At 62.0% G+C, this 12,933-nt stretch carries 14 protein-coding genes and 1 tRNA gene; 8 read left to right on the top strand and 7 right to left on the bottom strand.

The window, feature by feature from the left end; genetic code table 11:
* Window positions 1-39: 39 nt before the first annotated feature.
* Together ABWO90_RS15840 and ABWO90_RS15835 are read right to left on the bottom strand one after the other, a co-directional pair.
* On the bottom strand, window positions 40-474 hold the full coding sequence (locus ABWO90_RS15840; RefSeq protein ID WP_353192184.1) for a cupin domain-containing protein: 435 nt from the start codon (window positions 472-474) through the stop codon (window positions 40-42).
* Window positions 475-580: 106 nt separating this feature from the next.
* Window positions 581-1,570: a zinc-dependent alcohol dehydrogenase family protein gene (locus ABWO90_RS15835; protein WP_353192183.1), complete on the bottom strand. Its 990-nt coding sequence runs from the start codon at window positions 1,568-1,570 to the stop codon at window positions 581-583.
* A gap of 104 nt (window positions 1,571-1,674) precedes the next feature.
* Here ABWO90_RS15835 and ABWO90_RS15830 point away from each other — a divergent pair, with 104 nt between their 5' ends.
* Window positions 1,675-2,574 carry a LysR family transcriptional regulator gene (locus tag ABWO90_RS15830; protein ID WP_353192182.1) on the top strand — a complete coding sequence of 300 codons (900 nt, stop codon included), beginning with the start codon at window positions 1,675-1,677 and terminating at the stop codon, window positions 2,572-2,574.
* A 72-nt stretch (window positions 2,575-2,646) separates the two neighbouring features.
* Here ABWO90_RS15830 and ABWO90_RS15825 read toward each other — a convergent pair whose 3' ends face one another.
* On the bottom strand, window positions 2,647-3,534 hold the full coding sequence (locus ABWO90_RS15825) for a LysR substrate-binding domain-containing protein (RefSeq protein ID WP_353192181.1): 888 nt from the start codon (window positions 3,532-3,534) through the stop codon (window positions 2,647-2,649).
* A gap of 165 nt (window positions 3,535-3,699) precedes the next feature.
* On the opposite strand from ABWO90_RS15825, the gene ABWO90_RS15820 reads away from it, so the two are divergent.
* The 4 genes from ABWO90_RS15820 (at window position 3,700) to ABWO90_RS15805 (ending at window position 7,251) form a co-directional block, all read left to right on the top strand.
* Window positions 3,700-4,224 (top strand): sugar ABC transporter, encoded by a 525-nt coding sequence (locus ABWO90_RS15820; protein WP_353192180.1) that lies wholly within the window; start codon window positions 3,700-3,702, stop codon window positions 4,222-4,224.
* 54 nt (window positions 4,225-4,278) lie between these two features.
* Window positions 4,279-5,115, top strand: coding sequence for an MBL fold metallo-hydrolase (locus ABWO90_RS15815; protein WP_353192179.1), 837 nt, complete (start codon window positions 4,279-4,281; stop codon window positions 5,113-5,115).
* Between the two features lie 183 nt (window positions 5,116-5,298).
* Window positions 5,299-5,892 carry a hypothetical protein gene (locus ABWO90_RS15810; RefSeq protein ID WP_353192178.1) on the top strand — a complete coding sequence of 198 codons (594 nt, stop codon included), beginning with the start codon at window positions 5,299-5,301 and terminating at the stop codon, window positions 5,890-5,892.
* 192 nt (window positions 5,893-6,084) lie between these two features.
* On the top strand, window positions 6,085-7,251 hold the full coding sequence (locus ABWO90_RS15805) for a DUF1444 domain-containing protein (RefSeq protein ID WP_353192177.1): 1,167 nt from the start codon (window positions 6,085-6,087) through the stop codon (window positions 7,249-7,251).
* A gap of 49 nt (window positions 7,252-7,300) precedes the next feature.
* Here the strand turns inward: ABWO90_RS15805 and ABWO90_RS15800 are convergent, their stop codons facing one another.
* On the bottom strand, window positions 7,301-8,185 hold the full coding sequence (locus tag ABWO90_RS15800) for a LysR family transcriptional regulator (protein WP_353192176.1): 885 nt from the start codon (window positions 8,183-8,185) through the stop codon (window positions 7,301-7,303).
* 135 nt (window positions 8,186-8,320) lie between these two features.
* Here ABWO90_RS15800 and argC point away from each other — a divergent pair, with 135 nt between their 5' ends.
* Window positions 8,321-9,247 carry an N-acetyl-gamma-glutamyl-phosphate reductase gene (argC, locus tag ABWO90_RS15795; RefSeq protein ID WP_353192175.1) on the top strand — a complete coding sequence of 309 codons (927 nt, stop codon included), beginning with the start codon at window positions 8,321-8,323 and terminating at the stop codon, window positions 9,245-9,247.
* A 175-nt stretch (window positions 9,248-9,422) separates the two neighbouring features.
* On the opposite strand, the gene ABWO90_RS15790 is transcribed toward argC, so the two are convergent.
* Window positions 9,423-10,076: a glutathione S-transferase family protein gene (locus tag ABWO90_RS15790; protein WP_353192174.1), complete on the bottom strand. Its 654-nt coding sequence runs from the start codon at window positions 10,074-10,076 to the stop codon at window positions 9,423-9,425.
* 225 nt (window positions 10,077-10,301) lie between these two features.
* Between ABWO90_RS15790 and ABWO90_RS15785 the strand changes: the two genes are divergently transcribed.
* Window positions 10,302-11,003: a hypothetical protein gene (locus ABWO90_RS15785; RefSeq protein WP_353192173.1), complete on the top strand. Its 702-nt coding sequence runs from the start codon at window positions 10,302-10,304 to the stop codon at window positions 11,001-11,003.
* Between the two features lie 177 nt (window positions 11,004-11,180).
* Here the strand turns inward: ABWO90_RS15785 and ABWO90_RS15780 are convergent, their stop codons facing one another.
* Complete coding sequence (locus tag ABWO90_RS15780) at window positions 11,181-11,630, bottom strand: hypothetical protein (protein ID WP_353192172.1); 450 nt, start codon at window positions 11,628-11,630, stop codon at window positions 11,181-11,183.
* Window positions 11,631-11,800: 170 nt separating this feature from the next.
* On the opposite strand from ABWO90_RS15780, the gene ABWO90_RS15775 reads away from it, so the two are divergent.
* Window positions 11,801-12,586, top strand: a complete 786-nt coding sequence (locus ABWO90_RS15775; RefSeq protein WP_353192171.1) for a helix-turn-helix domain-containing protein — start codon at window positions 11,801-11,803, stop codon at window positions 12,584-12,586.
* Window positions 12,587-12,695: 109 nt separating this feature from the next.
* Here ABWO90_RS15775 and ABWO90_RS15770 read toward each other — a convergent pair.
* Window positions 12,696-12,769: transfer RNA gene (locus ABWO90_RS15770), tRNA-Cys, on the bottom strand.
* Window positions 12,770-12,933: the final 164 nt, after the last annotated feature.

Below are 12,933 nucleotides of genomic sequence, written 5' to 3'. Positions count from 1 at the left end.
TCGGGACAACCGCGTCATATGATCCGCGCGGGAAGCGTCTCAAGGCGCCAGCTCGATCCCGTACCGCTGCATGATCGACTTCATCGCCTCGACGTTCGGTGGACCGCCGGCCGACAGCACATCGGCCATCTCCCGAAAATAGTCGGGGCCGATCTTCGCAGGCGAGAAGACCACCAACGCACGCGCGGTGACGTCACCCGGGTTCGAGAAGTGATGCACGCTGCCGCGCGGCGAAAAGCAATGCTCCCCGGCATTGAGCACGCGCACCTCGTCGTCGACGCGATAGGTCAGCGCGCCCTCAAGCACGTGGATCGTCTCGTCGACGTCGACATGGCGATGGGGGGGCGGCACCTTGGCGTGTGGCTCGACGACCATTTCCGCCATCGTCATATGGCCGGTCGTGTCGTGGCCGTCGACCAGAAACCGCATCGACAGCGAGCCGATCGTGATCAATTCATGACTTGTCGTTTGCATCGTGAACTCCCCTCGCATGTGGCTAGTTCACTGTAGGCGATGCGCGTCTATCGTCAAGGCGTTCCGTGTGTCGCGTCCGGCGATCCGCGCGCATGTCCGCCTCGAATTACACCGTCACGACGATCTTCCCGAACTGCTCGTTCGACTCGAGGAAGCGGTGCGCTTCGACAATCTCGTCGAACGCGAAGGTCTTCGCGATCACTGGCGAAAACTCGCCGGCGGCCAGGCCGTCGAGAATGAACGCCTTCGCCGCTGCCAGCCGCACCGGGTCACCGGTGATTTCGTGCACTAGGTAACCGCGCAGCGTGAGTGTCTTGCTCAGTACGGCGAACAGCGGGAACGGCGTCGGTGCCGGGCTCAGGCCGCCGTATTCGATAAGGATGCCGCCCTGCGACATCGCGGCGGTCAGCGGTTCGAAGATCGGCCCGCCGATCGGATCGAGCACCACGCGGGCACCGGCCGGCCCGGTGATCTCGCCAAGCCGCGTGGCGAGATCGACCTCCGCAGTCGCCACGACATGGGCCGCCCCGGCGTCGCGCAACGCCGACGCCTTGGCTGAGGTTCGCGTGACCGCGATCGGAATGGCGCCGACGCGATTCGCGATCTGGATCGCCGCCAGCCCGACGCTGCTCGACGCGGCTGTCACCACGACGAAGTCGCCCCGCCCGAGCTTTGCGATGTCGATCAACGCGCCATACGCCGTGAGATACGGCATCCAGACGGCGGCGGCGGCCTCCCAACCCAGCGACGCCGGATGCCTGACGACCAGCGATTCGGGAAACGTGACCAACTCACCGTACGCGGGCCAACGCACCATCGACTGCGGCGGCACGATGCTCACGGCATCGCCCGGCGCAAAGCCGATCACGCCCTCGCCAACTGCCTCGACCACACCGGCCGCCTCCAGCCCCAGACCGGACGGAAGCGACGGCGTCTCGATATACGTTCCCGCCCGCAGCATCGCTTCCGCCCGATTCAGCCCCAGCGCCTTCACGCGGATCTGCACCTCCCCCGCTCCGGGTGGCGGCACCTCGACGTCTTCGATGTGCAGGACCTCGGGACCGCCATGTTGATGAAAACGAACGACGCGTGCCATATGGCCTCCAGTAAGAACTCATTGAATGGAATCTACTGTAGCGGTACGCTTTTGCGAGATAAATGGCCGTTCCCGACCGACACTAGAAACCAGAGGTTTTCAATATGGATCGTCTGACCAGCATGGCGGTATTCGTGAAAGCCGTCGATCTGGGCTCGTTTGCGGCCGTCGCGGACGACCTCGGTCTGTCCGGCCCGATGGTCGGAAAGCATGTCCATTGGCTCGAATCGCGCCTGGGCGTGCGACTGCTGAACCGCACGACGCGCCGTCAGAGCCTGACCGACTTCGGCCGCGCGTATTACGAGCGCTGCAAGATCGTGCTCGCCGAAGCAGACGCCGCCGACGCGTTGGCGGCCGATCAACTCTCGGCGCCACGCGGACGCCTGAGGGTCGCCATGCCCGTGCACTTCGGACGGCGTTGCGTCGCACCGGTGCTGCTTCGGCTCGCGCAGCAGTACCCCGAGCTGGAACTGGATCTCTCATTGAGCGATCGCTTCGTCGATCTGGCCGAAGGGGATTTCGACATCGCCGTACGCACCGGCGAATTGGCGGACAAGGCGGGTATCGTGGCTCGCCGCGTGGCACGGCAACCGATGATCGTCTGCGCGTCTCCAGCGTATGTCGCCGAGCACGGGCAGCCGCAGGATCTTGACGCGCTGACTGCGCATCACGCGGTCGTGTATCGACGCTCCGGCAGGGCGCGCCCGTGGCGCTTCCCGCGCGATGGACAACCGCCACAGGAATTCATGCCTGCCAATCGGGTACGGATGGACGATCTGGACGCCATCGCCGACGCTGCCACACTCGGCGCAGGCATGGCGTGGCTGCCGTACTGGCTGGTGAGCGACCGGATTCGGGCGGGAGCGCTCGTTCATCTGCTCCCCGAACAACCACCGTTTCTCTACGACGCGTATGCGGTATGGCAGCAAACGCCGCATTTACCGCGCAAGGTTCGCATCGCCGTCGATGCATTGGCCGAGGCGCTCCCCGGGATGATGTCGTAGGTCGACGAATCGCCAAGGACGTCAAAGCGTCCGGCGGTCTCGATGCATTTGCACCGGGGATCGCCACACACTTCAGAGTGCGCGTGCTTCATCGAGCATCCAGTTTGCGAAGGCGCGGACTGGCTGGGGACTCAATTCGATCGGCTCCGGCAGCACGAGACAGAACGTCTTGGTGATCCCCCTGGCGTCGGGCCACGGCGCGACGAGACGGCCCTGTTCAAGCTCCGTGCCGACATACAGGCGCGGCACCAGCGCAACGCCCAACCCGGCCAGCGCCGCCTCGATCAACATGGCGTGAAGATCGTAGCGCGCACCGACGGCCGAGTTGGTCAACGCAATGCCGACCTCCTGTGCGTACGTTTGCCAGGCGTCCGGATTCTGTCGGCGATGAAGCCGTGGCAACGCGTCGAGCGACGCAGAGGCGCCGACATCGGCAAGCAGCGCGGGGCTGCAAACGGGCACCAGCACTTCCTCGAGCAACGGATGCACATGCATGCCCGCCCACGCCGGATGCTCGAAATGGATGGCGGCGTCGAAGCCACTGCCTGCCAGCAGAAATGGCGCCATGCGCTCGGCAATATGCACCGTGATGTTCGGATGCCGGGTCTGGAAATGCTTGAGCCGGGGAATCAGCCACCGGGTCGCGAACGTCGGGCTCGCGGCAATGTCGATGCTCGCCCCTTCGACGGGCTGCCCCATCAGATACAGGCTGTCACGCTCCAGCCGGTCGAGCACCTCGCGAACCTGCGTCGCGTAGCGTGCACCGTTCGGCGCGAGTCGCACCCGGTTGCCGATCCGCTCGAACAGCGTGACGCCCAGAAACGATTCCAGCCGACCGATCTGACGACTGACGGCGCCCTCTGTCCGAGCCAGTTCCTCTGCAGCGCGAGCGAAGCTTCCGTGCCGCGCCGCCGCCTCGAACGCCTGGAGTGCCGAATTGCTGGGGATCTTGCGTGCCATTGCAGTCTCGTCGAAGGGATTGTCCCGGCCCTCAGCTTGCACGAATGTCACTGAAGCATGACTGCATTTCGTTTTATCGGCCGGAAATTCGAGCTTAGCATTACGTTAACGCAATGAGCGAGCGACAGGCTCCGGCGAACCCTCCCCCTTCCCCGAGACACTCCGATGATCTACACGGTCGAATGCAGTTTTGACGATCCCGGCAGCGAGGCCGAATGGAACGACTTCTACAGCCGGGACAAGCTGCCGGCGCTGATTTCCGTTTCCGGATTCCACACGTCGCAGCGCTTCAAGGCGATGCGTGGCGGTTGTCCCGTCTATCTCGCCATCCACACGGTTTACGGTCTCGATGTGTTGACCAGCGACGAGTACCGCCGCAAAGGCGGGGGCAATTTCGCGAAATGGCAACACCACATTACGGATTGGCATCGCAATCTCTACAGCGATATCGGCCCGGCTCCCGACGTAAAGGACGATGAATTGCTGGCACTTTGCTCGAGCGGCCCCGACGCCCTGCGACGAATGGGGGCCGAGCCGCTGGCGATGCACGCCGTGGCGCTGGAGAGGTCGCCCGAGAGGCGGTGGCTCGCGGTGCTGCCTTGCCGGATTGCCGATGATCTCGATCGCGTTGCGGACGACGTCCATCTCTATTCGCCCATGACCGCGCAACTCACGAGCGCGCGGACCTGACATGACGCTACGGACCTTGGTCGGACCTGACAATGCCGGAGAAACAACCTGCCCATGAATCACTTTCCAAGTCGGCAAATCGGCGACTTCACGATTACCGCGATCAGCGACGGCTACCTCACGGCAAGCCTTGAATTCCTGGCGAATATCGATGCCGATGAAGCCGCGAGAATCCAGCACGATGCCGGACAGTCCCCGCCCGCCGCCATTCATATCAACTGTTATGTCGTGCAAGGCAAGGGACGCACCGTCCTGATCGACGGCGGTGCCGGCGGCATTCGGCAATGGGGCGGCCTGCTGATGGCGAATTTGTCGCTGGCGGGCATCGCCCCTTCGACGATCGACACCATTCTCCTGACGCATGCCCACCCCGATCATGTCGGTGGACTGGTGGATGCGCACGGACACGCGGCCTTTCCGAATGCGTCGCTCGTGGCGCACACGCGCGAAGTCGCGTTCTGGCAAGACGACGCCAATCTCAGCCGCGCCAACGAGCGGGCGCGCGGCAACTTCGTGATCGCCCGCCGTGTGCTTGATGCCTATCGCGACAAGCTCCGGACGTTCGACAAAGGTGACGTGCTGGCCGGTATCCGCGCGATGCCGTTGCCCGGGCATACGGACGGACATACCGGATACCTCGTCGAATCCGGCGGCGACGGCGCTTTGATCTGGGGCGATATCGTGCACTTCCCGCACATCCAGATTCGGCGCCCCGATGTAACGATTGCGTTCGATCAGGACGCCACGCTCGCCGCCGCCACGCGCTCAAGACTTCTGGATCAGGTCAGTTCCGACCGGCTTCTGGTTGCAGGAATGCATCTTGGCGAATTGGGCTTCGCCCGGATCGGTCAGTCCAATGGCAAGTACCGTTTTCGCTACGAGGACGAATAGGACCTCGGGGCTTCGGCCTGTGCCATGCCGTTCAATGCGACGAAAATCGTGACGATGTCCTAAGGAATTCCGGGATATTGCCGTTATCTATTGCGCGCAGTGTCGAGAAGTATCAAGCGCATTGTTGAAAGATTGACGATGGCATCACAAATCCAGAATGCTTTGACATCTCACGGGGACGACATGAAACGAATCGCAATGTTCTGCTTTGGCGCACTGCTGGCCGTCGCGTTGACGGGCTGCGCCGGTACCAACTTTGTGCGGCCAGCCGACACGGCACTGCAAAACGGCAAGACCACCCTCTCTGATGTCCGGACAGCGTATGGCAGCCCTTACCGCGAGAGCAGCGTTTCGAAGAATGACCAGGACGTCAAGCTGCTCTCCTACGCTTATGCGGCGGTGGGCGGCACGCCGGTGGAAGCCGGCGTGACCCCGGCCCGGTCGCTGTCGCTGGCGTTCTGGCAGGATCGGTTGGTGTCGAACGTCTTCGTCTCGTCGTTCAAGGAAGATGCCAGCACGTTTGACGACGCAAAGCGCTCCGCCATCGTGAAGGGCAAGACGACGCGTACGGATGTCATCGCGCTGTTGGGACGCCCTGCAGGGTATGCGATCTATCCGGCCATCAAGGAGAAGGACGGACAGGCGCTGGTGTATTCGTACACGGCCACCAGCGGATCGGCGTTCAGTCTGAAGATTTCGAAGCGTGAGCTGATTGTCACGGTGGATCCGAACGACATTGTGACGGACGTGAGCTACGAATCCGTCGGAATGAAATAACCGACAATATCGATAAAAGAATCCGGCCACGCGCCGGATTCTTTCATTTGGCATCGTGAGCGGCTGCGTCCGCAGACTGACCTGCCCCGTCGCCGGTGGCACAACCCGAGTTCGAACATGGGCCTATTCGATTTCTTTCGCAAACGTCACGCCCCGCAACCGCCTTCCGAAGCGGATTTTGCCAATCGCCTCATGTCGGCACTTCGCGAGGCCGGAGACACAAGAGCCTGGACCCACGAGCCGGAGCGCAGCCGTCTTTCGCTCACCGGGCAGGCCGAAGGTGCCATCCCGGGCATCATCAATTTGTCGAACATGCATCGGGAGTATGTCGATACTGCCCCCGACGAACGTCAGACGTGCCTGCGAAATCAAGCTGCGGGCCTGATGTCGTCATCCGTACCCTCCAGCCTGGCCGAAGCGCAACCGGGACTCAGGCCGGTGATCCGCAGCTCGACCGAACGTGGGGTCATCAAGCTTCAGGCATTCGGCGCCGACTCTCTGGTCGAACTCGCTTACCGTCCGCTATGCGAGAACCTCGAAATCGGCCTCGCCTACGACGGTGAATTCAACCTGCTGCGGCTTGACAGCGCGACGCTCGAACAGTGGGGTATTACCTTCGACGAAGCCCTCGACATCGCCATCGACAATCTTCGGCTCGTTTCGTCGCAACCGTGGCTGCCACTGCAAAACGGTGTGTTCGTGTCGCAATTCAATGACTATTACGACGCATCGCGACTGCTGCTGCCCGACGTGCTCTACCGGCAGCCCATCGCTGGCGCTCCTGTCGTCATGGCGCCGAACCGAACCGCGCTGCTGCTGACCGGCGACCGGAACGAGGCCGGGTTGAAAACGCTCCTCGCGGCGGCCGAAGGGGCGCTGGATCAGGCACGCGCGCTTCCTCCGCTAATGCTGCGATGGTCCGGCACGGCATGGGAGAAGTTCACCCCGGAAGCACTCGCCGGGAAACTGCATCAACTACGGTTGCGCGAACTGGCCGGGGATTATCACGACCAGAAAACGCTGATCGACGAGATCCACGACCAGGAGAATGTGGACATTTTCGTGGCGCAACATACCGTCCTCGAGAGCGAAGATGGGCAACAGCGCAGCATTTGCGTGTGGAGCGAGGGCGTGCATTCGTTACTCCCCGACACGGACTATGTGGCCCTCTTCCGCCACGAAACCCAGCAGACCGCATGCGTCCCGCGCAGTGTCCTTCACGAGCAACTCGGCGATTTTCTGAAACCAACGGACTATCTGCCGATTCGACATGAAGTTACGGCGTTTCCCGATGCGGCCAAATTTGAAGCGATGCTCTCGACGTATGGCGCGCTTCCGGGCCGCAGCGAAACGTCGTGATGGCTGGCTTCCGGAGAATTGCGCAGTACCGCGCTGGGGGCGGCAACCTTTAAGGCAGCCGCAGATCGCGCAACACGTCCAGCACGTGCTGCGTGGGTCGCTCCACGTACCCCGCGCGGTGCGCAATGCCGAGTTGGCGCCATAGCGCCGGACGCAACGGGCGCATGACAATGCGCTTGTCGGGCAACGGTGCGCTCGCCTCATGGGGCAAAAGCGCCGCGCCGTATCCGGCCGCCACCAGACTCTTGATCGCGTCGTTGTAGTTGAGCTCGATGCGCGGCGCAGGATGATGGCCGGCAGTCGCGAACCACTCCGACGTCTGACGCGAAAGCCGCGTCGTCGTGTCGTTCAGAATCAAAGGCTGGGCCGCGAGCCACTCGGGCGTGACGCGGGCCGGGCACTGCCAATGCGCCGGCACGAACGCCATCACCGGATCGCGTCGCCAGGGCGTGATGACGAGCCCTGTCACGGGCGGCTGAGGCAGTGCGACCAGCCCCACGTCGAGCGTCCCGTCTGCCAGCCGTGACAGGGTTTCCTGTGACGTCAGCACGGCAACCTGAACGTCGATGGTGGGATGGTGCTCGCGCAGCGCCTCGAGCGCTTGCGGCAACAGATAGGCGATCGCCCCCGTCGATGCGCCGATCCTCGCACGCCCCTCGAGTCCCTGCACCTGACGCTGAATATCGTCGAGCGCCTGCTCTGCATCGGCCAGCAGCCGACGCGCGCGCTCGATCAGCACCTCACCAATCGTCGACGGCCTGACGTGCCCGCGCTTGCGGGACAGGAGCGGCGCGCCGATACGCTCCTCGAGTTCCGAAATATGAAGACTCACCGTTGGCGGCGCCAGATGCAACACGCGCGCCGCTTCGGCAAACGAACCGCGGTCAGCAATCGCGACCAGGGTACGCAGACGGTCCAGACTGATCTCCCGCATGGCGGTCTCCAGATTCAGAAAAACTGAACTATCAGGTTATGAAATTCAACTTTTCATATTCTAGCTGTCCGTCGACCATGGAGGCTCATTTTCGCTTTCCCTTCGAAAGCCCAACGTCAGTGGAGTATTTCACGCATGAGCTCTCCCATTGTTTTCATCGATGGCGACCAAGGCACGACCGGGTTGCTGATCCACGAACGGCTGCGCAACCGGAGCGACATCCGCGTGATGACGCTCGCGGCTGCGCAGCGGAAGGATTTGCAGCGGCGCGCAGAAGCGATCAATGCCTGCGACATCGCTATCCTTTGCTTGCCGGACGCCGCCGCGCGCGAGGCGGTCGCCGCCATCGTCAATCCTGATGTTCGCGTTATCGACGCAAGCTCCGCGCATCGCACGCATCCGGACTGGACTTACGGGTTTCCGGAGATGACGCCGGGGCAGGCAGAGAAAGTTGCGAAGGCACGTCGGGTGACCAACCCCGGTTGCTACCCGACCGGTGCGCTTGGCTTGCTGCGTCCGTTGGTGCAGGCAGGGCTCGTGCCGGACAGCTACCCGATCAGCATTCATGCGGTGTCCGGCTACTCAGGGCGGGGACGCGCAGGTGTCGAGGAATATGAGGGCGAGGGAGCGATCAAGGCACCGCCGTATCAGGCCTACGGCCTGGGGCTCGCGCACAAGCATGCGCCGGAAATCCAGTTGCATGCGGGACTCGCGCAGCGCCCCATCTTTACGCCTTCGTACGGGGCGTTCCGCCAGGGTATCGTGCTGACGATTCCCCTGACGTCGCGGCTGCTGGCCCCCGGGGCGAACGGTGAAGCGCTGCACACGTGCCTCTCGCACCACTATGCCGAGGCGACTCACGTCCGTGTTCTGCCGCTGCACGAATCGAGCACCATGACGCACCTCGATCCGCAAGTGCTCAACGGTACGAACGACATGCAGTTAAGCGTTTTCCAAAACGAGGAGGATGGGCAGATTCTGCTGGCAGCGGTGTTCGACAATCTTGGGAAAGGCGCCTCTGGCGCGGCGGTGCAGAACCTCGATCTCATGCTTGCCGGTTGATCGGTGGGCCGATTTGATGAAATCGGCAGCAAAGAAAAAAGCCCTGACTTGTCAGGGCTTTTGAATGACGGGCGGAAGGCGGTATCGAATCGTCTATACGATGCTGCAAGCCAACGCGCCCCAAGCGGGTAGTCGTTCGTCTTGAAAGGTTTGAACAGCCTCGCGACGCGCTGGCTCACACGAATGGCGCAGCAAGCCCTTCTGTGTCCAACGCACGTTGTATCGCAGGTCGGTTGAGCATCCTCTGCAAATACTGGCCGAGCAACGTCCACTCACGCGCCGGCTTCGCGAAGCCCCTCGTCCACCGGCACAGCATGAACGCGTAGGGATCAAGGATCGAGTATTTGTCGCCCAGCAACCACGGGCCGCCGCTCGACTGAAGTTGCGCCTCCAACTGCTCCAGCAACGTGCCGATCTTTGATTCCGCATGTGCCCGCACCTGATCGACGCCCGCAACGTTGCCGGCGTCGACCCAACGGTCCGGGTAGAAGTAGACGATCAATGACGCTTGAAGCGTGTTCGTCAGCCACATGAGCCACTTGTAGAACTGGGCACGCTCCGGCGTTGCCAGTTTGGGGGCCATTCCGCTTTCAGGATTTGCGTCTGCGAGATGCAGGCAAATGGCGGCGGCCTCATACAGCACCATGTCGCCATCCACCAGCACCGGAATCAATCCGTTCGGATTCAGGCGCAGATAGTCCGCTGACTTGTGTTCATCGTGATTGCGGTCAACGAGCACCAACTCGAACGGTCGGCCGATTTCCTCCAAAACGATGTGAGGGGCCATGCTGGCGTTGCTGGGGTAATAGAACAGTTTCTGGACGGTCATGACGATCGAAGATTTGGTGTCTGGATTATGTCTCGCAACGGCAATGCTGAAATTTCCAACGGACGGAGGCCCTGACGTCGGTGAGTCTCGGCCGAGCGCTATCGCCCCTCTTGCCGAGCATGGCGATTCATGACCGGCTGCTGGCGCCCCAAAGGCAGCCTTTAGCTTTCCTGGAAACGGTCGTTACTTGATATGAGCGACAAGTCCGGTAAAAGGTAAACCATCATGAATGGCAACGTGCCCAAGTTCGACAAGCGGTCTCTCTTAATGATTATCGCGACCGTTGCAATCGCGTTTTCGACTGCCGTTCAAGCGAACGGTAACACGGTGACGGTCGGCATTGAACAAATCGCCATTCCAGGTATCTCGGGCTTCGACAACTACACAAACGACCCCAACGGCCGTCGGATCGCTGAACTGGCAACCGACGCCAACGCACAACTTCTCAGCTTTCAGGCGCAATCCGGGCCGCTCAAACGGTACCTTATCGTCAAGGTACCGAAAGCCGTCATATCGGAGTACATGACAGTTCGTGAGTTTCGCACCTACACAGCGTATAGCCGTGACAACCTCAAGAACCAGGAGCACCATGCCGACCTGGCGAACAAACAGGCGCTTGAGCGACGCGCACCACTGAATGCAGCGCTTGCGCCAGGGCACGACCTCGAGAATATCAAATTCGATACCCCGGTCCTGATTGGCCTGGATCGCGACGACAACGTCGCGTTCACCAACACGGTACGAACTCCCGTGACGACCACGGTCGATGGCAAGCCACGATCAGCGGCCAATGTGATGTGCACGAGTGCTATTTTGGTCAAGGGCAAGTACATCATCGCCCAGTTATTTGCGCCGGGAGAGGAAGTCGAATGGGCACGATCCACATGCAACAAGTTCGTCGCTGACCTCGCAGAAGGAAACAAATGACTGGATTCGCTGCAGAACAGCCCTGACAAGCCAGGGCTGTTGAATTTTGGGGGCGGGGCGCGGTATCGAACCGGTTTACACCTCTTTGCGGGCCTCGAATGCAAGGGGCCCATGATCGAGCTCCCCCGCGGGCATCGAACGACAGTGAGTTCGTGACATCGCGGGGCACCAAGCCCTTCAAGCCGGCACCGACCGACGACGGCGCAATCCGATGAACGTCAGCTCGGCGAACACCAGCACGGTGACGATCTGCACACCGATGAAGGCTACACCCAGCCCGTTGGGTGCGATCCAGTCCGATGCCAACAGAATGCCGCAATCAAGCGCCCAGATCACGTTGATGGCGATGACAACCCACGCCGCCCCTGCGGGGATCGTGGTGCGCCGTACCAGCCAAACGAGTGCTGCCCCGTAGACCAGCAAGACAACGCCCGAAGCACGCAGTCCATCGACAGGCAGGTCCAGCAGCGCTGCCAGCGGGGCCGCCGCGAGTACCTGTAGCAGCCCGACGGCACCGCTGACCAGCGCGTCGGCGAGCATCACGCGGGCAAGAAACGACGTGCGGGAGGAAGACTGAAGTGAGTCGTGGCGCGAAGCCTCAAGCGAAGACTGACGGGATGACATCATGGTGACCTCCATCGAAGTGGGACCGATCCGGACAACCCGCTCATGGCGGCGTTGCTCAGGATGACGAGACATCATGTCTCGCTGGCTATAATCTTCTCGAACGCGCGACGCGCCGTCGATTACCTGCGAGGTAATGGCTGCGCATTCCTCAATCGCCACCCCCACGTCTCATGACGACACCTGCTATCGGAACCCTGTTGCGCGACTGGCGTCAGCGTCGACGCATGAGCCAGCTCGATCTCTCGCTGGAAGCCGAGATTTCCACCCGCCATCTGAGCTTTGTGGAGACGGGCCGCGCACAACCCAGCCGCGAGATGCTCCTGCATCTCGCGCAAGCGCTCGATATTCCACTGCGTGAACGCAACGCGCTGCTGGTGGCGGCGGGCTTCGCGCCTCGCTTCGAAGCCCGCGCGTTCGACGCTCCCGACATGGCCGTCGCCCGGGAAGCCGTCCAGCGGGTGCTTGATGGTCACGAGCCGTATCCGGCACTGGCCGTCGACCGGCATTGGACGTTACTCGCGGCAAACCGCGCGGTGATGCCCCTGCTGGCCGGCGTCGATCCTTCGTTGCTTAGCGGCGCGGTGAACGTGTTGCGCCTGTCGCTGCATCCGGATGGACTCGCGCCGCGCATTGCCAATCTGCCGGAATGGCGCGCGCATCTGCTGCACCGCTTGCGTCAGCAAATTCACGCTAGCGGCGATGCCACGTTAGGCGAGTTGTACGAGGAATTAAAGGCGTTTCCCGTGACAGAGCGTGGCCCGGCACCGGTGGTACCGCCGACGGCGAGCATCTTCGTGCCGATGCAGTTGCACACGAAGGACGGGCTACTGTCGTTCTTCAGTACGACGACGGTGTTCGGTACGCCCGTGGACGTGACGCTCGCCGAGCTGGCGCTCGAAGCGTTTTACCCCGCCGACGAAGCTACTGGCCGGATCATGCGAGCTATGGTGTTGTGATGTCACGCCGCTGCTGCGCGTGTCGTCTGTCGGCGCGGTCAAACCACCCGATGCCGTAGCCATGACGCGGAAAAAGAAAAAGCCCTGACAAGTCAGGGCTTTTGAATTTTGGAGGCGGGAGTCGGAATCGAACCGGCGTACACGGCTTTGCAGGCCGCTGCATGACCACTCTGCCATCCCGCCATCGGGATATGCCGCATTGTAACCGCTCGCTGTTGCCATCGAGGGCGCCCTTCGGATCGATCGCCGTGGGCTTTTCGGCAAATAAAAAGGGAAGCCAGGCTTCCCTCTGGATTTGGAGCGGGAGACGAGTCTCGAACTCGCGACCTCAACCTTGGCAAGGTTGC

The sequence above is a fragment of the Pandoraea pnomenusa genome (assembly GCF_040391475.1).
Taxonomy (GTDB): Bacteria; Pseudomonadota; Gammaproteobacteria; order Burkholderiales; family Burkholderiaceae; genus Pandoraea; species Pandoraea pnomenusa_C.
This window is presented reverse-complemented; position numbering and strand designations above follow the sequence as displayed.

Coding starts and splice junctions, on each gene's coding strand:
- ABWO90_RS15835 (WP_353192183.1), bottom strand. CDS start 1,570: ATGGCACGCGTCGTTCGTTTTCATCAACATGGCGGTCCCGAGGTCCTG.
- ABWO90_RS15815 (WP_353192179.1), top strand. CDS start 4,279: ATGAATCACTTTCCAAGTCGGCAAATCGGCGACTTCACGATTACCGCG.
- ABWO90_RS15785 (WP_353192173.1), top strand. CDS start 10,302: ATGAATGGCAACGTGCCCAAGTTCGACAAGCGGTCTCTCTTAATGATT.
- argC (WP_353192175.1), top strand. CDS start 8,321: ATGAGCTCTCCCATTGTTTTCATCGATGGCGACCAAGGCACGACCGGG.
- ABWO90_RS15810 (WP_353192178.1), top strand. CDS start 5,299: ATGAAACGAATCGCAATGTTCTGCTTTGGCGCACTGCTGGCCGTCGCG.
- ABWO90_RS15825 (WP_353192181.1), bottom strand. CDS start 3,534: ATGGCACGCAAGATCCCCAGCAATTCGGCACTCCAGGCGTTCGAGGCG.
- ABWO90_RS15790 (WP_353192174.1), bottom strand. CDS start 10,076: ATGACCGTCCAGAAACTGTTCTATTACCCCAGCAACGCCAGCATGGCC.
- ABWO90_RS15805 (WP_353192177.1), top strand. CDS start 6,085: ATGTCGGCACTTCGCGAGGCCGGAGACACAAGAGCCTGGACCCACGAG.
- ABWO90_RS15780 (WP_353192172.1), bottom strand. CDS start 11,630: ATGATGTCATCCCGTCAGTCTTCGCTTGAGGCTTCGCGCCACGACTCA.
- ABWO90_RS15840 (WP_353192184.1), bottom strand. CDS start 474: ATGCAAACGACAAGTCATGAATTGATCACGATCGGCTCGCTGTCGATG.
- ABWO90_RS15775 (WP_353192171.1), top strand. CDS start 11,801: ATGACGACACCTGCTATCGGAACCCTGTTGCGCGACTGGCGTCAGCGT.
- ABWO90_RS15820 (WP_353192180.1), top strand. CDS start 3,700: ATGATCTACACGGTCGAATGCAGTTTTGACGATCCCGGCAGCGAGGCC.
- ABWO90_RS15800 (WP_353192176.1), bottom strand. CDS start 8,185: ATGCGGGAGATCAGTCTGGACCGTCTGCGTACCCTGGTCGCGATTGCT.
- ABWO90_RS15830 (WP_353192182.1), top strand. CDS start 1,675: ATGGATCGTCTGACCAGCATGGCGGTATTCGTGAAAGCCGTCGATCTG.